The organism is Bradyrhizobium aeschynomenes, assembly GCF_013178945.1.
GTDB lineage: Bacteria > Pseudomonadota > Alphaproteobacteria > Rhizobiales > Xanthobacteraceae > Bradyrhizobium > Bradyrhizobium aeschynomenes.
The window spans coordinates 243,838-261,603 of record NZ_JABFDM010000002.1 but is presented as its reverse complement, the minus strand read 5'-3'; the positions used below and the strand labels follow the sequence as shown (position 1 = coordinate 261,603).

Annotated in this window: 14 protein-coding genes; 9 read left to right on the top strand and 5 right to left on the bottom strand. The window is 65.5% G+C overall.

Annotated features, from left to right (window positions below; genetic code table 11):
- The first annotated feature begins 178 nt into the window (after positions 1-178).
- The 3 genes from HL666_RS05835 to HL666_RS05825 all read left to right on the top strand — a co-directional run bounded on the left by HL666_RS05835 (position 179) and on the right by HL666_RS05825 (position 5,090).
- Entirely contained in the window at positions 179-1,258 is a 1,080-nt protein-coding gene (locus tag HL666_RS05835; RefSeq protein ID WP_376698579.1) for an RgsD C-terminal domain-containing protein, read from the top strand.
- A gap of 64 nt (positions 1,259-1,322) precedes the next feature.
- On the top strand, positions 1,323-1,493 hold the full coding sequence (locus HL666_RS05830; protein WP_172180352.1) for an RNA polymerase sigma factor region1.1 domain-containing protein: 171 nt from the start codon (positions 1,323-1,325) through the stop codon (positions 1,491-1,493).
- Positions 1,494-2,576: 1,083 nt separating this feature from the next.
- Positions 2,577-5,090: a putative bifunctional diguanylate cyclase/phosphodiesterase gene (locus HL666_RS05825; RefSeq protein WP_172180350.1), complete on the top strand. Its 2,514-nt coding sequence runs from the start codon at positions 2,577-2,579 to the stop codon at positions 5,088-5,090.
- 275 nt (positions 5,091-5,365) lie between these two features.
- On the opposite strand, the gene HL666_RS05820 is transcribed toward HL666_RS05825, so the two are convergent.
- Entirely contained in the window at positions 5,366-5,929 is a 564-nt protein-coding gene (locus HL666_RS05820) for a nitroreductase family protein (RefSeq protein WP_172107904.1), read from the bottom strand.
- A 278-nt stretch (positions 5,930-6,207) separates the two neighbouring features.
- On the opposite strand from HL666_RS05820, the gene HL666_RS05815 reads away from it, so the two are divergent.
- Complete coding sequence (locus tag HL666_RS05815; RefSeq protein WP_172180348.1) at positions 6,208-7,116, top strand: hypothetical protein; 909 nt, start codon at positions 6,208-6,210, stop codon at positions 7,114-7,116.
- Positions 7,117-7,192: 76 nt separating this feature from the next.
- On the opposite strand, the gene thrS is transcribed toward HL666_RS05815, so the two are convergent.
- Positions 7,193-9,259, bottom strand: coding sequence for a threonine--tRNA ligase (gene thrS, locus HL666_RS05810; protein WP_172180347.1), 2,067 nt, complete (start codon positions 9,257-9,259; stop codon positions 7,193-7,195).
- A gap of 256 nt (positions 9,260-9,515) precedes the next feature.
- On the opposite strand from thrS, the gene HL666_RS05805 reads away from it, so the two are divergent.
- The 3 genes from HL666_RS05805 to HL666_RS05795 all read left to right on the top strand — a co-directional run bounded on the left by HL666_RS05805 (position 9,516) and on the right by HL666_RS05795 (position 12,697).
- Positions 9,516-10,886: a COG3904 family protein gene (locus tag HL666_RS05805; protein ID WP_246741471.1), complete on the top strand. Its 1,371-nt coding sequence runs from the start codon at positions 9,516-9,518 to the stop codon at positions 10,884-10,886.
- Between the two features lie 81 nt (positions 10,887-10,967).
- Positions 10,968-12,158, top strand: coding sequence for an MFS transporter (locus tag HL666_RS05800; protein WP_172107910.1), 1,191 nt, complete (start codon positions 10,968-10,970; stop codon positions 12,156-12,158).
- A gap of 176 nt (positions 12,159-12,334) precedes the next feature.
- Entirely contained in the window at positions 12,335-12,697 is a 363-nt protein-coding gene (locus HL666_RS05795; protein WP_172107912.1) for a hypothetical protein, read from the top strand.
- 12 nt (positions 12,698-12,709) lie between these two features.
- On the opposite strand, the gene HL666_RS05790 is transcribed toward HL666_RS05795, so the two are convergent.
- The gene (locus HL666_RS05790; protein WP_246741495.1) at positions 12,710-13,918 is read right to left on the bottom strand and encodes an alpha/beta hydrolase; all 1,209 of its coding nucleotides are present in this window, start codon (positions 13,916-13,918) and stop codon (positions 12,710-12,712) included.
- A 393-nt stretch (positions 13,919-14,311) separates the two neighbouring features.
- On the opposite strand from HL666_RS05790, the gene HL666_RS05785 reads away from it, so the two are divergent.
- Together HL666_RS05785 and HL666_RS05780 are read left to right on the top strand one after the other, a co-directional pair.
- Positions 14,312-15,688: an APC family permease gene (locus tag HL666_RS05785; RefSeq protein WP_172109742.1), complete on the top strand. Its 1,377-nt coding sequence runs from the start codon at positions 14,312-14,314 to the stop codon at positions 15,686-15,688.
- Positions 15,689-15,698: 10 nt separating this feature from the next.
- Complete coding sequence (locus tag HL666_RS05780) at positions 15,699-16,940, top strand: hypothetical protein (protein ID WP_376698578.1); 1,242 nt, start codon at positions 15,699-15,701, stop codon at positions 16,938-16,940.
- A gap of 41 nt (positions 16,941-16,981) precedes the next feature.
- Here HL666_RS05780 and HL666_RS05775 read toward each other — a convergent pair whose 3' ends face one another.
- Positions 16,982-17,209 carry a hypothetical protein gene (locus tag HL666_RS05775; protein WP_172107916.1) on the bottom strand — a complete coding sequence of 76 codons (228 nt, stop codon included), beginning with the start codon at positions 17,207-17,209 and terminating at the stop codon, positions 16,982-16,984.
- A 161-nt stretch (positions 17,210-17,370) separates the two neighbouring features.
- Positions 17,371-17,724: a membrane protein insertion efficiency factor YidD gene (yidD, locus tag HL666_RS05770; RefSeq protein WP_376698577.1), complete on the bottom strand. Its 354-nt coding sequence runs from the start codon at positions 17,722-17,724 to the stop codon at positions 17,371-17,373.
- Positions 17,725-17,766: the final 42 nt, after the last annotated feature.

Sequence of the window (17,766 nt, the reverse complement as noted above, 5' to 3'; positions counted from 1 at the left end):
CCTTCATGCCGGTTCACGGGAGCACCCGATGCCGTCGATTTGAAGGGGCAGAGCGGTTCGCTCGAGGCTGCGCCCGTGCCACCGCGCAGGCCTGCGGCCAAGCCGCGCGGCCGCGTCCGGTTCCCCGGGGACAGCGCAGTACAGGCTTGAATTCGCCGCGTTTTCGGTCAAAAGCAGGATGATGACGAGAGGTCGCGGATCCCAGGGTTTCCGGCGCAGCGGGCAGCTATGGCTTGTGCTCGCTTTGTCGTGCCCGTTCGCCGGACTCCTCGCACCGCCAGCCGCGGCCCAGCTGTTCAGCGATCGTCCGCCGCCGGTTCCGCCGGCTTCGGTGCCGGATCCCGGTGCCGCCGTCAGCCTGGCCCCGCCCTCCGGCCCTGCGGCAGGTCCCATCCTGCCCCCTGCGCCGCAGGCCTTGCCCGGACCGCCGGTGGCCGCGATTCCCCCCGGAGCACCCGCCGCCATCCCGCCGGTCGCCGCTCCTCCCGCGGCGGCGCCCAATCAGGGCGTGCTGTCGCTGTCGGCGCGCTATGGAAAGGATCTGCCGGGTATCAATGGCGGGCTGGTCTGGCGCGTCTTCTCCGACCGGCCCGACGAGACCGGCGCCTTCAAGATGCTGCGTGAGGATCGCGGCGCCACGCCGAACATCGTGCTGCCGCCCGGCAACTACGTCGTTCACGTCGCGCTCGGACTCGTCAGCGCGGTCAGGACGGTGAGCCTGAAGACGGAGACCGATCGCGAATCCTTCCTGCTGCCGGCTGGCGGCCTGCGCCTTGAGGGCAGGGTCGGCACCAGCAAGATCCCGCAGAACCAGATCTCGTTCGCGATCTACAAGGGCAGCCAGTTCGACGGCCGCGAGCGCGCGCCGCTGGTGCCGAACGTCGCCGCAGGCGACATGCTGATGCTGCCCGAGGGCACCTATTACATCGTCTCCAACTATGGCGACGCCAATTCGGTGGTGCGCTCCGACATCCGTGTCCAGGCCAGCAAGCTCACCGACGTCACCGTCACCCACCGCGCCGCGGTCATCACCTTGAAGCTCGTCTCCGACAAGGGCGGCGAGGCACTGGCCAACACCGCCTGGTCCGTCATCAACCCCGGCGGCGACGTGATCAAGGAATCGGTCGGCGCCTTCCCCAAGGTCGTGCTCTCCGAAGGCGACTACCGCGCCATCGCCAAGAACGAAGGCAAGGTGTTCGAACGCTCCTTCAGCGTGGTCAACGGCGTCGACGGCGAGGTCGAGGTGCTGGCGCGGTAAGGCGCGCGCACGCGACACCGACTCTTCCCGCCATCTATGAGAGCCAATCTCCGGGGAGAGCTGTATGCAGATATCCGACATCATCCGCCATGCCATCGAGATCGGTGAACGCAAGGGCTGGATCACGTTCGACGAGCTCAACGCGCTTTGCCCAGGCAGCACGGTCGAACCCGAGGACATTGAGCGGCTCATGGAGGCGCTCAGCGACGCAGGCATTCGTCTGGAGGAGGAGTGATGCGAGCGCAGAGTTTTTGTAGGATCGCGTCCCACCACCGCTGTCGTCCCGGCGAACGCCGGGACCCATACCGCGGATGCTATCGGGGGACGTAGCTGTCAGCGGCCCGCATCACCGCAGCCGGTGGCTGGGTCCCGGCTCGAGGCAGGGCTATCGCATATGGTCAATCTGAGTGTGTCGCGAAACCGTCTCCACATCGTCATGCCCGGGCTCCGTCCCGGGCATGACGTCGTTCTCAGCATGCTGGACGACGTGGATGGCCGGGACAAGCCCGGCCATGACGACGCGGAGGGAGAGGGGCGCAAAACATAGACGCAATATGCAATAGCCCTGCGGCTCGAGGCCGGCACGACAGAAGTGATTGTCGAAGCAGTGGTGCTCGACACGACTGCCCAACTCGTGACGCCTTTGCCCGTCGGGTTACTTTGTCGCACTTATTAGTCCTTGCCTCGTCGGGCAAATCAGAACGATCTTTCCGCGCATCCCGTCCCGGGATGAGGGGCGTATCGCGGTCGTCACGGCACGCGGGGCGGGGAGCGGTGGGCGTGGTGGATTGCAGCGCGGGGTTGCTCGCGCCGACGAACAATTCGCTGCGCACGGTCAAGTCGCGCGGTCCTGATATCCCGACGCTGATATCAACTCACGTTGAGGCTTTGCCTTGCGTTGAGGATGGTGGCCAGAAAGCCCGGCGCACCAGGGAGAACGCGAAGCAGCCGTTAAAGCCATCGCGCAGGGAGGGCCGGATTTCCGGCTGAACCTGTGGTACCTGCCGCCTGCATTTTTTTGAGCAGGCGGGCCACGGGCCTCAGTCGAGGTCCGGCCTTCCCTGCGCCCTCACGCTGATCGAGGGTCTCGCAAGGTGCATCACCCGGGCGGATCTCCGCCGCGGGATCGCCTCTTCGCATCCCATCATCGCGGCTGATCGTATCGGCGCAGGATGTCACGCGCCGGCGACCGCGAGATGCGAGGCGACTGTCATAGTCTCTAATGCGCAATAACCATGGAACGACTTTGAACTGTCATATTCGCTGCCGGCCGCTGCAGGGCCAATCTGGATTTACAGCCCATTAAAGACAAATCTGCATGGAGTACCGCTACAAGCAGCTGGCGATTGAGTACGATGCGATGAGTGCCAAGAAGAAGACGTCCGGGGCGGTCAGCAATGATCTGTTCGAGGACATTCCGGTACTCAAGCGCAAATGGCACGCGGCATTGAAGCCCGGCCAGAGCCTGCCCCAGTATGAAGACGTGATGCTGGGAAGCCTCGGTCGCCTCGCCGACCATGTCGCGCTGTTGCGCGAGGAGGACGACCGTCTCGAAATCACCCGCAGTGGCCGCTATGTCCAGCAATGGCTTCAGAATGACGGCTGGGATATTCCGGTCGAATCCGTCTCGCCGGACTGTGCGACGGTGCTGACGGAAGCGGCGATCTGCGCGGTGACGAATTGCAAGCCGCATCTGTCGACCGCGTACTGCGTGCGCGACGGCATGGTGCGCACCTACGACGTGCTGGCGCTGCCGACCAGCTCGCGCTGGGGCAGGACGCTGGTCGGCACCTACATCAACGAGCGCGCCGGGCAGTACAATCTGCTCGATTCGATTTTCTCCACCACCGAGGACGGGGTCGTCTCGCTCGCCACCATCCGTGACAGCGCTGGCGTGCCCTGCGACTTCCAGGTCGTCCATCACAATCAATCCGCGGCGAGCCTCCTCAAGCTCTCGGCGGCCGAACTGCAATGGCGGAGGTTGAGGCAGGGCGGGACGATGCTCGGCACGGCCGACGTGCTGGCGCGATTGTTCGCCATCGTTGCGTACAGCGGCCGCGATCAGTTCGAGCTCGATTGCGACGATCGCAATCTGCGCCTCGGCGTGCATGCGTTCGGCGACATCGTGTCTCTCACCGTCTCCGACGTCACCGCGCTGAAGCGCCGCGAGGCGTCGTTCCGCCTGTTGTTCGATGCCAATCCGCTGCCGATGGGCATCTTCGACACGGAGACGGGGCGCATCATGAAGGTCAACGCCGCCGCCGCCGAGCACTACGGCTACGACCGCGACCGGCTGCTCGGCATGACGATCTGGGATCTCTGGCCAGAAAGCGACATGGCCGATCTGGACGAGGCGATGGAGCGGCTGACGGCACGGGACGATTTCCATCGCGAATGGCGGCACTACACGGCGGACCGCTCGCTGATCGACGTGCTGGCCTATGGCCGGCGGATCTCCTACGAGGGACGCGACGGCTTCCTCGTCGCCATCGTCGACATCACCGAACGGCGCAAGGTCGAGGCCCGGATCGCGCACATGGCTCACCATGACGGCCTGACCAACCTGCCCAATCGTGAATTGTATCAGGAGCGGCTCAGGCAGGTGCTGCAGCCCGGCGCATCCGGCAACAGATCGATTGCCGTGTTCTGCGTCGATCTCGACCTGTTCAAGAACGTCAACGATTCGCTCGGCCATCCCATGGGGGACCGGTTGTTGCAGGCGGTGGCCGACCGGCTCAGGGAGCGGGTGCGGGGCGGCGACATGGCGGCGCGGCTCGGGGGCGACGAATTCGCCGTCATCCTCGCCGACACGCCGTCGCTCAACGAGGCCAGCGATTTCGCAGCCAAGCTGATCCAGGCGCTGAGTGCGCCCTATGAAATCGACGGTCATGAGCTCGTGATCGGCGCTTCGATCGGAATCGCGCTTTCGCCGTCCGATGGCTCGACCAGCGAAGAGCTGATGAAGAATGCCGACATGGCGCTCTACCGCGCCAAGGAGGAGGGCGGCGGCGTGCACCGCTTCTTCGAGAAGGAGATGGATCTCCGGGCACAGAGGCGCCGCGACATGGAGCATGACCTTCGTCACGCCTTCGCACAGGGTGATTTCGAGCTGCACTATCAGCCGCTGGTCGAGGTCGCGACCGGCACCATTTCCGGCTTCGAATGCCTGCTGCGATGGCGCCATCCGGAGAAGGGCATGATCTCGCCGGCGGAGTTCATTCCCGTGGCCGAGGACATCGGCTTGATCGTGCCGCTGGGGGAATGGGTGCTGCGCGAGGCCTGTCATGAGGCCGCGCGATGGCCCGATGGCATCAAGGTCGCGGTGAATCTCTCGGCCGTCCAGTTCCGCAGCCGCAACCTGGTGCAAGTCGTGGTCCAGGCGCTGGCGCAATCGTCGCTGCCGCCGGAGCGGCTGGAGCTGGAGATCACCGAGTCGATCCTGCTCGCCGAGACCGAGGCCAATCTCGCCACCTTGCATCAGCTGCGCGGGCTCGGCATCCGCATCTCGATGGATGATTTCGGCACCGGCTATTCCAGCCTCAGTTATCTCCGCAGCTTCCCGTTCGACAAGATCAAGATCGACCGCTCCTTCGTGAAGGACCTCGCGCAGCGCTCCGACTGCCTCGCCATCGTCCGCGCCATTTCCGGGCTCGGCAAGAGCCTCAACATCACCACCACGGCCGAGGGCGTCGAGACCACGGACCAGCTCGACTGGCTGCGCGCCGAAGGCTGCAACCAGGTCCAGGGCTTCCTGTTCAGCGCCGCGCGGCCGGCGTCGGAGATCGCGGCCCTCCTGGCCCGGTTTGGCCCAAGAGCATCGAAGGCGGCGTGATGGGACGAGGAGAGAGTAGGGAGTGCCGAGATGAGAGTGGCGTCCTCAGCTCTCTCCCCTCGTCATTCCGGGGCTCGCGAAGCGAGAGCCCGGAATCCATAACCACCAGCTGCCATTTGGCGGTGACACGCGCCACAGCCAGCTCGCGCCCCATGAATGCTCGTGGTTATGGATTCCGGGCTCATCGCTTCGCGATGCCCCGGAATGACGAGGGGAGAGAGCGGTGGATGCCACTACTAGCTACTCGCTACTCCTTATCCGCTATTCGACCTTCCTCAGAACCGCGTCACGATGTCCGCCAGCGCCGGGCGCGGGCGGTCCTCGCTCGGCTTGGTCGGCCTGCCGATATGAATGAGCCCTGCGAGCTTCTCCTCCGGCTTCAGCCCGAGCCCGTCCATCACCTCGCGGTCGAACATGAACCAGCCGGACAGCCAGCAGCCGCCATAGCCGAGCGCGGTCGCCGCGGTGAGGATGTTCATCGCGCTGGCGCCGGCCGAGAGCTCCTGCTCATAGGCCGGCACCTTGGGATGCGGCCGGGTGAAGCTGACGAGGCCGATCACCAGCGGCGCCTCCATGAAGCGGTTCTTCTCCACCTCGAGCTCGGCAGCGGTCGCCTGCGGGTTCTTCTTGGCGAAGACGGCTGCGATGGCCTCGCCGGCGCGACGGCGGCCGTCTCCCTCAAACACGATGAAGCGCCAGGGCGCGAGCTTGCCGTGATCGGGCACGCGGGCGCCGATGGTCAGGATGGTGTCGAGCTCGGTGGGGGTAGGGCCGGGACCGCTCATCTCGCGCGGCTTGACGGAACGGCGGGTCTTCAGGAGTTCAATCGCGTCGGGCACGTCGTGAAATCTCGTTCGTTGCACCCAGGAGAGATAGCATGCGCCTCCGCCTGCAACGAGGCTGCGGCACGGCCTTTTGATCGGTTCTACCGCCGCCAATCCTACAGCCTTTGCGGGTTCCGACGAAGACTTCGCGCATGACGAGGCGAGCGGGGCACTTTCGATGCGGCTGTTTGTCCAATGCACGATAATCGCAGCGAATTGTCGAACCTTGGGCGGGCCGGTAAAAACATAGTGCTAGAGATCCGAGGGGAGTTGTCTGACGTGCAAGATCTGACGTGCCGATGACCGCACTGATACCTTCACCCGACGCCGTCGCGCAGCTGCGCGGGATGCCCGGATTCGCGCGGGCGATGCGGGCCTCGACGGCTTCGGCGATCAGGCTGTATCGGGGCGATCGCATCCTCAATGCGCTGCTGAGCGACCGGGCGCGGGCCCTGTTTCCGCATGTCGCTTTGTATCTGCATTTCGCCGAGCAGCGCGATGGCCAGCTCGGTCTGACCGTCGGCGCCATGAAGGAGATGTGCGCCAGGCTCGACCTGTGCAGCGGCGGGCGCTGCGAGGCCATGCTGGCCTTGATGCGCGCGACCGGGTTGGTGGTTTCGGCTCCCAATCTGGACCGCCGGCGGCGGCCGCTGGTCCCGACCGACCGGCTGATCGCACTGCATCGCGAGCGCTGGGGTGTGCAGTTCGACGCCATGAGCGCGGTGCTGCCGGCCGCCGTGGCCTATCGGGCATCGTTGAACGATCCGGCTTTCGTGAAGACCTTCGTGCTCGAGCTCGGCCGTCGCTTCATCGCCGGCCTCCGCATCCTCGATGGCGCGCCGGAGCTCGAGCCGTTTGCCGAGCGGACCGCCGGCATGGTGATCCTGTTCAGCCTGGCGCAGGGGGCCGGGCCGGACCAGCCATTCCCGCCAGCCGCCCCCGTGCCGTTCTCCATCAACGGTCTGGCCACCCGTTTTTCGGTGTCGCGCAAGCACGTGCTGACGTTGCTGCGAGATGCCGAGGAGAAGGGCCTGCTCATCCGCGGCACCGACGCCATCACCATTCTGCCGCGGGGGCGCGAGGCGATCGAGCGGATGCTCGCGACGATGTTTCTCTACATGGCCGAATGCGCCGACGTGGCGCTGCAGGAGGCGAGAAGGGAAGGAAATACGGTTGGTGCGGTGGCCAGCCTGTCAGCCTAGCCGGGGCGCCCGGATGAGCTCACACCCGAGCCCGTCAGGGCTGGGGCGGGAGCGACAACCGGGATCTCACGCGTTGTTACGCCGCCTCGCGAGCGCGGCGCCGCACGTCCGGCGGCGTCGCCTCGTCGACCAGGGCCGCAATCGCCTCCGCAGTCGGCATCACCGTCTGGCCATCGCGGCCGAGCCGGCGCACGGAGACCGAATGCGTCTCGGCCTCCTTCTTGCCGACGACGAGCAGAGCCGGGATCTTCTGCAGCGAGTGCTCGCGGACCTTGTAGTTGATCTTCTCGTTGCGAAGATCAATGTCGGCCCGCAAGCCGGCCCGCCGCAGCGCAGCCAGCACCTGCTTGGCGTATTCGTCGCCTTCGGAGGTGATGGTGGTGACGACGACCTGGGTCGGCGCCAGCCACAGCGGGAAGCTGCCGGCATAGTGCTCGATCAGGATGCCGATGTAGCGCTCCATCGAGCCGCAGATGGCGCGATGGACCATGACCGGCGCCTTCTTGGCACCGTCGGCATCGATGTAGAACGCGCCGAATCGTTCCGGCAGGTTGAAGTCGACTTGCGTGGTGCCGCACTGCCAGTCGCGGCCGATGGCGTCGCGCAGCACGTATTCGAACTTCGGCCCGTAGAACGCGCCTTCGCCCGGATTGATCTCGGTGCGGATGTGGTTGTTCTGCGCCTTGATCTCGTTCAGCACGGTGGCCATCACGCGCTCGGCGTGATCCCACATCTCGTCGGTGCCGACGCGCTTCTCCGGCCGGGTCGAGAGCTTCACCGTCAATTCGCCCTCGAAGCCGAAATCCGAGTAGGTCGACAGGATCAGGTCATTGATCTTCAGGCACTCGTCGGCCAGCTGGTCCTCGGTGCAGAACACATGCGCGTCGTCCTGGGTGAAGCCGCGCACGCGCATCAGTCCGTGCATGGCGCCGGAGGCCTCGTAGCGGTGCACGACGCCGAACTCGGCGAGCCGGAGCGGCAGGTCGCGGTAGCTCTTCAGGCCGTGCTTGAAGATCTGCACGTGGCCCGGGCAGTTCATCGGCTTGAGCGCGAACCAGCGCTTGTCCTCGGCCTCGTCGCCGGCGGACTGCGCCGCGAACATGTTCTCACGATACCAGTTCCAATGGCCCGAGGTCTCCCACAGCGACTTGTCGAGGATCTGCGGCGCATTCACCTCGTCATAGTCGCCCGTCAGGCGGCGACGCATGTAGGCGATCAGCGCCTGGAAGATGCTCCAGCCCTTGGGGTGCCAGAACACGACGCCGGGGCCTTCCTCCTGGAAGTGGAACAGGTCGAGCTCGCGGCCGAGCTTGCGGTGGTCGCGCTTCTCCGCCTCCTCGATCTGCTTCAGATAGGCGTCGAGCTGCTCCTGCTTGGCGAAGGCGGTGCCGTAGATGCGGGTCAGCATCGGGTTGTTCGAATCGCCGCGCCAATAGGCGCCCGCCACCTTCATCAGCTTGAAGGCGTTGCCGATCTTTCCCGTCGAGGTCATGTGCGGGCCGCGGCACAGATCGAACCAGTCGCCCTGGTAGTAGATCTTGATCGGCTCGTCGCCGGGAATGGCGTCGACCAGCTCGACCTTGAACGCCTCGCCCTTGTCGCGGAACACCTGCTTGGTCTTTTCGCGGTCCCACACCTCCTTGGTGAAGGGCTTGTCGCGGCCGATGATCTCGCGCATGCGCTTCTCGATCGCGGCGAAGTCCTCGGGCGTGAACGGCTCGTTGCGGAAGAAGTCGTAGTAGAAGCCGTTCTCGATCACCGGGCCAATCGTCACCTGGGTGCCCGGCCACAGCGACTGCACGGCTTCGGCGAGCACGTGTGCGCAATCATGCCGGATGAGCTCCAGCGCGCGCGGGTCGTCGCGGTCGACGAGCTCGAGCTTCGCATCGTCGTTGATCGGGTCGTTGAGATCGACGACGTCGCCATTCAGCGCCATCGCGACCGTGCGCTTGGCGAGCGAGGGCGAGATGCCCTTGGCAATGTCGAAACCGGTGGTGCCCCGGGGATATTCGCGCTTGGCGCCGTCGGGGAAGCTGATGGTGATCTTCTCGACCGGGGCGGCGGGCTTCAGATTGCTGAGGCTGTACTGGAAGCCGGCTTTGGACTGGTCGGATTTCGAGTCGGGGGATTTCGAGTCAGGCATTGTCTCTCTCCTTTAGCTCACTCCTGCGAACGAGCGCAGGTAAGCGGGAGCAAGGGGTATAGCAGGGGATTTCCAGGCTGCAACCGGGCAACAGGCAGGAAAAACCGGCGGATCGGTGCCGGCGCGGACGCGGCGGAGATTGCCGCGGCGTGCCGGTATGATACAACTTCAAGTGTTCGGGGCGTGGGGACGCGTGGCGATGTTGTCTGCAGGGGAGGCGCCGCTCTCCGTTTTTGTCGGGCGCTGTGGCATTCGGATGGCAGCCGTCCTGCTCGCGCTGGGGGTGACCATCGCGCCGTCGATGGCGGTGGTCGCGCCGACGGGCAAGCCGGCCGCGTCGCCCAAAGCTGCGCTCCAGCAGAAGCCAGGTCTGCCACAGAGGGCCGCAGCGCAGGCGAGGCCCGCCGCTCCGCTCAAGCCGGGAACAGAGCTCAAGCCGGCCAAGCGTCCCGTCAAATCGCCGCGGCTGGCGGACAATTCGGCCCCGATCGCCTTTGCCCTCGTCAAGGGTGCGCCCGATTCCTGCGGTCCGGGCTGCGACAGCTGGATCGCGGCCGAAGGCAAGATCGATGGCGGCGCGGCCGCACGCCTGCGCAAATTCATCAAGCAGATCGGCGACCGCAAGCTGCCGATCTACTTCAATTCGCCGGGCGGCAATCTCGAGCAGGCGCTCGCGATGGGCAACCTTCTGCGCGAGAAGAAGGCCGTGGTTCGCGTCGGGCGCACCACCTTGCGCGAATGCGGCTTCGAGCCTCAGGAGGGAGAGGCCTGTACCAGGCTCAAGCAGGCCGGTCGCGAGCTGCATGGCGAGGTCTGGACCCGGGGCGCGATCTGCAACTCGGCGTGTCCCTACATCATCCTCGGCGCGCCCAACCGCGAGCTTGCCCCGGACGTCACGCTGGCGGTGCATTCACCACGCGTCATCCTCAACTTCACGGGTGGGGTGCCGACCCGCGAGATGCGGGCGCAGGCAATGCAGCGGGCGATGGAGCGCTCCGACAAGATGGTGCTCGACTACATCACCCGGCTCGGCGCCGATCCAACTCTGCTCACGGTGGCGCGGTCGGTGCCGTTCGAGGGCATGCGCATCCTGACGCGCGAGGAGATCGCGCGCTTCGCGCTCGACCGCCGCGAACGGGTCGAGAGTCCCTGGATGTTCGAGGCCGCCAGTCGCGGCATCGCCTACAAGACCATCCTGAACCGCAAGGACGGTGAAGCTTCGTTCCGCACCACGCGCCTGCAACTGGTATGCTTCGACCAGGATCGCTTCGAGCTCGACGTCGAGCGCAAGGCTGGGACGGGTGCGACGCTGGCGATGGTGAGCGGCGATCTCAGGCTCAACTTCCTCTCGCCACCGCGCCGCGCCGGTGATCTCGAACGATGGGGTCTCTTTCTCAACGGCAGCCAGATGAAAGCATTGGCGTCGCTGCCCGGTGCGGGTCTGAGCGATGCGCCACCGAATACGGTAAGTCCCGGCGTGTCGACGTTTCCGGTCGGGAACGACGGCCTGCAGAATGCGCTGAAGAAGCTGATGGAGAGCTGCCCGCCATCGAAGGCCGTCGTCTATCCGTCTGGACTTCCGGTTCCATGGACTCAGTCTTCCTCGCCGCAGGCGTCGGCGCGCTGACCCTCGATGAGGAACAGAATCTCATCTGCGACATGAGAGATTTTCATGCAGATGCATGAAAATCTCTGCTAATCATGGAGCATGACATCCGCTTCCCCTACATCCAGTCTGACCTCGCCGCGCCTGGCTCCGACCGCGCTGATGCTCGGCAACATCATCACCGGTTGCTCGGTGCTGGCGCCCGCCGGGATGCTGCCCGAGCTCGCCGCCGGCCTCGGCGTCGGCGTTCACACCGCAGGCCTGCTGATCACCTTCGGCGCGGTGGTGCTGTGCATCGGCTCGCCCCTGACGGCCTGGCTGACCAGCCGATTCGACCGCCGCCACCTGCTGGCGGCGACGCTGCTGGTGCTCACGCTCGGCAATCTCGCCTCCGCTTTCGCGCCGGACTATCGGAGCCTGCTCGCGATCCGGCTGGTCATGCTCGCGGTCGGGGCGCTGTATACGCCGCAGGCCGCCGGCACCGCTGCCTTGATCAGCCCCGTGGACAAGCGCGGCAGCACCATCGCCTATGTGTTCCTCGGCTGGTCGCTGGCCGCCGCCGTCGGCCTGCCGCTGATCACCTTCATCGGCAGCCATTCGGGCTGGCGGGCGGCCTATCTTGCGGTCGGTGCCGCCGGCGCGGTCAGCTTCGTGCTGCTGACCTGGCGGCTGCCGTCGGGCCTGAAGGGGGCGCCGGTCGATCTGAAAACCTGGATCGCGCTCGGCCGCAATCGCGTGGTGGTGCTGCTGCTGATGGTCACGATGTTGCAGATGTCGGGACAGTTCGTGATCTTCACCTTCATGGGCCCGCTTCTGAACAAGCTGACCGGCGCGGACGCCAACGCGGTGGGGCTGGTGTTTGCGATCTACGGCGCCTGCGGCTTCCTCGGCGTCGTGATCGCCACCCGCATCGTCGACGGCTGGGGCGCTTATCGCACCTCGCTGCTGTTCACCTGTCTGCTGCTCGTGGGGATCGTGGTCTGGACCATCGGCGCAGGCGTCTACCCGGTGATGGCCATCGCGGTGGCAATCTGGGGATTGGGCTTTGCGTCCACCAACTCGATGCAGCAGGTCCGCCTGGTTGCTGCCGCTCCGCCACTCGCGTCGGCCTCGGTGTCGCTCAACACCTCCGTGCTCTACATCGGCCAGGCGATCGGTTCCGCGGTCGGCGGCAGCCTGTTCTCGCGCGACGCTCTCGGTGCCACGGGCTATGTGGCCATGGGGTTCGTGATGGTGGCGCTGCTGACCATTCTGGCGAGCAGGCCGCGGGCGCGCGTCGCCGCGCTGGCGTAAGGTCCACCGCAAACCGCCGCTTGACGCTTGGCAAAACCGGTCCGGCCGGATTAAAGCCGCTGGGGTGGGTGGCTGTCGGGCGAAAGATCGCGCCATCGCGGCGCGCGGTCTAGGCCGCGCGCGATCCCGAGAGGGTTGATCTTTCTCGCCCGCGGTTTGGATGAAAGAGACATGGCATGAAAAAAACAATGTTGAGCCTCGCCGCAGTGCTGTTTTGCACATCTGCGCTGGCCCAGAGCGGCGCGCCGATGGTCGGAGACCGCCCGCTGGTGCAGGTCAAGCCGAAGGGGATGAAGACCGCAGCCGCAGCGCCGGCCAAGCCGCAGTCGATGGCCGTCAAGCTCCAGGCGTGCCTGGAGATCGACGACGGAACCAAGGAGCGGCTGAACTGCTACGACGCGGTGATCCCGCCCGCAGCCAAGCCCAAGGCGACGAAGGCCAAAGCGGTGGCCGACTGCAAGTTCACCAAGGAGGAGGACGAGCGGCTCGCCTGCTTCAACGGCTTCGTCGAGAACATGCCGAAGCTGCCGAAGAGCTGAGAACCTTTGGTCTCAGCGGCTCGATGAGTCGCCAACGGTGCTCGAGGCTCCGGCCGCAATCCGGATCGGCGGCTGGGCGGCCGCCATCTTCGTGAGCACGTCTCTGATGGGGTGGCGCGTCCAGGCTTGTGTGACGTAGTCCCGGTGAGTGATGCCCTCGTCGGTCTCGACGAAGACGACGCTGCCGGGGCGGAGCGGCCGGTCCATGTCGTCCGAGATCTCGATGTTGCGGCTTCGCAGCATCGTCATCAGTTCCCGATCGTGGCGTGCAGTGTAGCGCGTGTAGGAGCTGACGAAGAAGCCGGAGCGGTTGCGCTCGATCCAGCCGGCGAACTTGTCGAGTTGACCATAGACCGCATCGAGCAGCACCACGCCACGCACGCGCTCGCTGATGCCGCCGACCTCGAGGCTCCACGCTGCGGGAAGAAAGCCGCCGCTGTAGCCGACGATGACGATCGGCATGCTCGCGAACGTCCTTGCGCTTGCGGGATTGCCGGTCAGGCGGGCGAGATTCGTCGCCGCCTCATCCATGAAGCGCTTGAAGCCGCCCGGCTGCCAGAACTTGCCCGCGCTCGAATCCGCGGCATCGACCGCCATCTGCGGCGCGAGCAGCACGGCGTTGACGCCCGAGGCGGTGATCTGCTGCGGCACCATCTGCCGGTCGCGCACGTCACGCTCCAGCGTGGCGCCATTGCCATGGAAGAACACCACGATCACGCCGGGCTTGCGGGCATCGAAGGCTTCCGGAACGTGCACCAGCACGCGGTTGTCATTGTAGGTCTGGTCCTGCCAGTAGACGCGGCCCGAGAAGCTGCGATGGCCGCGGCGCTCGCCGTTGGAGACGTTGAGGAACGGCGCGTCCGACGCGGGGTTGTCGCCAAAATACGGGAAGGCCGACGACTTCATGCTGACGAGCGTCGTGAGGTCCTCGCGCAGCCGGCGCGCCGGCTCTTGCGGCTCCAGCGATGCGAGCCGAGGGGGCGGGGGCTTGGGCGCGAAGTCCGCAGGCGTGCGCAGCGGCAGGCTCTCGCCGACGCTCGGAAAACGGTCACGGAACTCCGGTGCGGGGAAACGCTCCTCGAAGGTCAGCCCTTGCGCCGGCGCCGCATTGGCGGCCAGTGCTGCCGGATCCGGTGTCTGGCCGCACTGCGCCAACGACAGCGAGAGCGTGGCCGCAGCCAGAGCATGGGCCGCGCGTCGAGATCCAAGGGGCGGCGTCAGCGCGGGCCGAGGCGGCCGCGGCCAATGGCGCAGCCCAAGACAGCTCGACAATCTCAGACCGATCCCGATCATAAGTCCCCAAGACGAGCAGGACCGCAGCGAGGCCCCACTTTACAAATCGGCTCATTTCAAACTGCGCCGCCGACGTTGAGGTCGCGTTAAGGATGGCGCCTGGCGAATTCCGATGCAGCAGCGGACACAGCACGCGATCGTGTCCCGATTGTGAGACCCAGCATGGCCCAACGCAACGCTGCGGAGGCCGGATTGCATGAAAAGGTCTCATATTACCATCTTTGTGCGGCCTTATTTAGTGCGCGTTAACTATGATTGAATGGTTCGGCCGGAACATGAGCCAGTGACGAAGGGAAGGGGTGGCGCGTGCCCCTCAACGGTATGGCTGCATCCGAGGCAGGCGACACGACCTGGGCGGGCGGGTCAGGCAGTGCCGTGATCCCGTCCGTGTCGCTGCCGGTCGCGATCACCATCGTGATCGCCGACATGATCGGCGTCGGTGTGTTCACCAGCCTCGGCTTTCAGGTCAAGGACATTCCCTCCGGCTTCGCAATCCTGCTCCTGTGGGCGGTCGGCGGCCTCGTCTCGGTGTGCGGGGCGCTGTCCTATGCCGAGCTCGGCGCGATGTTCCCGCGTTCGAGCGGCGAGTACAATTTCCTCAACCGCGCGTTTCACCCGGCGATCGGCTTCATGGCCGGCTGGGTCTCCGCAACTGTCGGCTTCGCGGCGCCGGTGGCGCTCGCGGCGATGGCGTTCGGCGAATATGGCCGTGCGGTGCTGCCGGACGTTCCGCCAATGCTGCTTGCGGTCGGCGCGGTGTGGCTCGTGACCGTCGTGCAACTCGGTGGCATCCGGCAATCCAGCCGCTTCCAGCTGCTGTCGACCGTGCTGAAGCTCGGCCTGATCGTCGCATTCCTGGTCGCCGGCTGGGCCATCTCGGCGCCGCAGCCCGTCAGGTTCCTGCCGGCCGGGTCCGACTTCGGCTATGTCACCAGCGCAGCCTTTGCGACCAGCCTCGTATTCGTGATGTACGCCTTCTCGGGCTGGAACGCGGCGACCTACATCATCGGCGAACTGCATGCGCCGGAGCGAACCCTGCCGCGGGCGCTGCTGTTCGGGACACTGATCGTGCTCGTGCTCTACATCGCGCTGAATGCGGTGTTCCTCCGGGCGGCGCCGACGAGCGAGCTCGCCGGCCAGCTGCAGGTCGCGAGCATCGCCGGCACGCACATCTTCGGCGAAACCGGCGGGCGCTTCGTCGCCGCGATGATCTGCGTCGGTCTGGTGCCCTCGATCGCCGCGATGATGTGGATCGGCCCGCGCGTGCTGATGACGATGGGCGAGGACATTCCGGCGCTCGCGGTGTTCGCCCGCCGCTCGCGCAATGGCGCCCCGGCCTATGCCGTGCTGTTTCAACTCACCGTGGCGACCTTGATGCTGTTCACGGAGAGCTTCGAGGCGGTGCTCGACGTCGTCCAGTTCTCGCTGCTGTCCTGCTCGTTCCTGACCGTGCTCGGCCTGTTCAGGCTGCGTCTCACCCAGCCGGACATCGAGCGGCCGTATCGCGCGTGGGGCTATCCGGTGACGCCCTTGATCTTCCTCAGCGTGACCGGGTTCATGATGTACTATCTGGTTGCTTCGCGGCCGTGGCAGGCCGGGGTCGGCGCCATGGCGATGCTGTCCGGATTGCTGATCTATTGGTTCGCTCACGCGCGGTCGCGCCGTACCGCTGCAACAGCCATGTCGGGTTCGGAGTGAAATGCTGTTGGTGTCGAGACTTCTGCTGTCGAAAGTGTGGCTCGCCGTTGCCTGTCTCATTGTCGTGACGAGTTGCGAGGTCCGCGGGCAGACCATCACTTCGGATGACACCGCGCGCGTGCTGGCGGGGATGGCGCCGCAGCCCGGCTCGCCGCTGGCAGCGCTGACGCAGGATCCCGGCTGGCGGCGCCACGCGGCGTTCTTCGACAATGCCTTCAATCAGCTCGAGCAGCGGCAATTGTCGAAGATCCGGACCTGGACGGATACCAATGCCGCGGCGCCGCGGCCCACGATGTTCTATTTTTTCTCGGGGCCCGACTTCCTCTATGCCGACGCGTTCGCCCCGAAAGCCACCACCTATGTGATGGCTGCGCTCGAGCCGACCGGACCGATCCCCGATCTTGGCCGGTTGCCGCGCGGCAGCATCGGACCCGCGCTGGCCTATGTCGAACGTTCCCTGCAGTCGATCCTCAGTTTCTCGTTCTTCATAACCAAGAACATGAAGGTGGATCTGCGCGAGGGCGAGATCGAGGGAGCGCTGCCGATCCTCTATGTCTTTCTGGCGCGCACCGGCAAGACCATCCACAGCGCGAGCCTGATCTGGCTGGATGACAATGGCGTGGTGCACGCGGCGAACGAGCCGCCGGCGCGCAACGCGACCAAGGGCGCCCGCATCGTGTTTGCCGGCGCCGACGGCGTCGAGAAGACGCTCTATTACTTTTCGACGGATCTGTCCGATTCCGGCGTGAAGGCCAGCGGATTCCTCAGGTTCTGCGAACCGCTGGCTCCCGGCAACAGCCTGCTCAAGAGCGCATCCTATCTGCTGCACGAGAGCAGCTTCTCCCAGGTTCGCAGCTGGCTTTTGAAGAACAGCGCCACCATCGTGCAGGACGATTCCGGCATTCCGCTGGCGAGCTATGATGCGAGAGCGTGGCGCTTCTTTCCGTTCGGGCGATATGCCGGCCCGATCGACAAGTTTCCGGGCATGTACCAGATGAGCTACGCCAGATTGTTCGAGCGGGCACAGCCGCTGGAGTTCGGCATCGGCTATCGCTGGCGTACGCGGGAGTCTAACGTCCTGCTCTCGGTGCGATCGCCCGCTGCCGATGCAACGATTTCAGCCGAAGCCACAGGACCCGCTGAGACGGCTCCGCCGCCGCGCGCGCGGCGCGCGCCGCGGGCGCCGGAGCCCATTCCGGTCTATCCGCCACCTCCGCGCCGCGACGAGTTTTTCCTGCTGCCGCGCTGGTAGTACGTGAATCGTCCGGGTGAGAGAGCTGCGCTTGCGACCTGCTACCAATGCACGCTTTGGCTCGGCACGATGTAGGAGGTCGTCGTCGGGGGCAGGGTGGTGCTGTCGGCAAGATAGCGCCAGGCGCCGATAATAGCGATCAGCAGGGCGAGGATGCAGAGCAGATCGATTTGTCTGGCATCGTGGCTGATGTGACCGTCGCCGCCCTGATGATCCGCGCCGATGCCTGTGCGGGATCGGCGCGATCTCGGGTTGATCGTCCAGCGCATGGTTGGTCCTCCCGAAACGGAAGTTTCAACATCAATGCAAGGCCTGCAGCACCGTTCCTTCGAACGACCCGCTCCGCATGAGACTAATCCTAGCTCGAAACTCTTCCAGTCCGATTTGCTTCAAATCAAATGATGCATAGCGCTTGCTACGTTGCGCTGCATCAGCCCGGTCCGTTGACGCCGCGCCAGCGCGCATAGCGCCACGGCAGATACCAGCGCGCCTGCGCAGGCATCTCGGCTGGGACGTTGTCGATGCCGGACGTGCCGAATGGCTGGCAGCGTAGCAGCCGGGCAAGCGTCATCCATCCGCCGGCCCAGAGTCCGTAGCGCGAGATGGCTTCATCGGCATAGACCGAGCATGTCGGCAGATGCCGGCAATTATAGCCGACGAGGGGCGACAGCGTGTGGCGATACAGCCAGATCAGCGCGCGGGCGGCGTGTCGCGGCATATGCGACAGCGACCCTGACGGGATGTGCGCAGAATGGCAGTTCTGATCAGAGCATGAGTGCTTCATGGGCGCAGTGCCGGACTGATGTGCGCTCTGTGATCGGTTCCT

Bases quoted from the DNA above. Each gene is read 5' to 3' on its own strand.
- HL666_RS05835 (WP_376698579.1), top strand. From the start codon at position 179: ATGATGACGAGAGGTCGCGGATCCCAGGGTTTCCGGCGCAGCGGGCAG.
- HL666_RS05830 (WP_172180352.1), top strand. From the start codon at position 1,323: ATGCAGATATCCGACATCATCCGCCATGCCATCGAGATCGGTGAACGC.
- HL666_RS05825 (WP_172180350.1), top strand. From the start codon at position 2,577: ATGGAGTACCGCTACAAGCAGCTGGCGATTGAGTACGATGCGATGAGT.
- thrS (WP_172180347.1), bottom strand. From the start codon at position 9,259: ATGCCTGACTCGAAATCCCCCGACTCGAAATCCGACCAGTCCAAAGCC.
- HL666_RS05805 (WP_246741471.1), top strand. From the start codon at position 9,516: ATGGCAGCCGTCCTGCTCGCGCTGGGGGTGACCATCGCGCCGTCGATG.
- HL666_RS05800 (WP_172107910.1), top strand. From the start codon at position 10,968: ATGACATCCGCTTCCCCTACATCCAGTCTGACCTCGCCGCGCCTGGCT.
- HL666_RS05795 (WP_172107912.1), top strand. From the start codon at position 12,335: ATGAAAAAAACAATGTTGAGCCTCGCCGCAGTGCTGTTTTGCACATCT.
- HL666_RS05785 (WP_172109742.1), top strand. From the start codon at position 14,312: ATGGCTGCATCCGAGGCAGGCGACACGACCTGGGCGGGCGGGTCAGGC.
- HL666_RS05775 (WP_172107916.1), bottom strand. From the start codon at position 17,209: ATGCGCTGGACGATCAACCCGAGATCGCGCCGATCCCGCACAGGCATC.
- yidD (WP_376698577.1), bottom strand. From the start codon at position 17,724: ATGAAGCACTCATGCTCTGATCAGAACTGCCATTCTGCGCACATCCCG.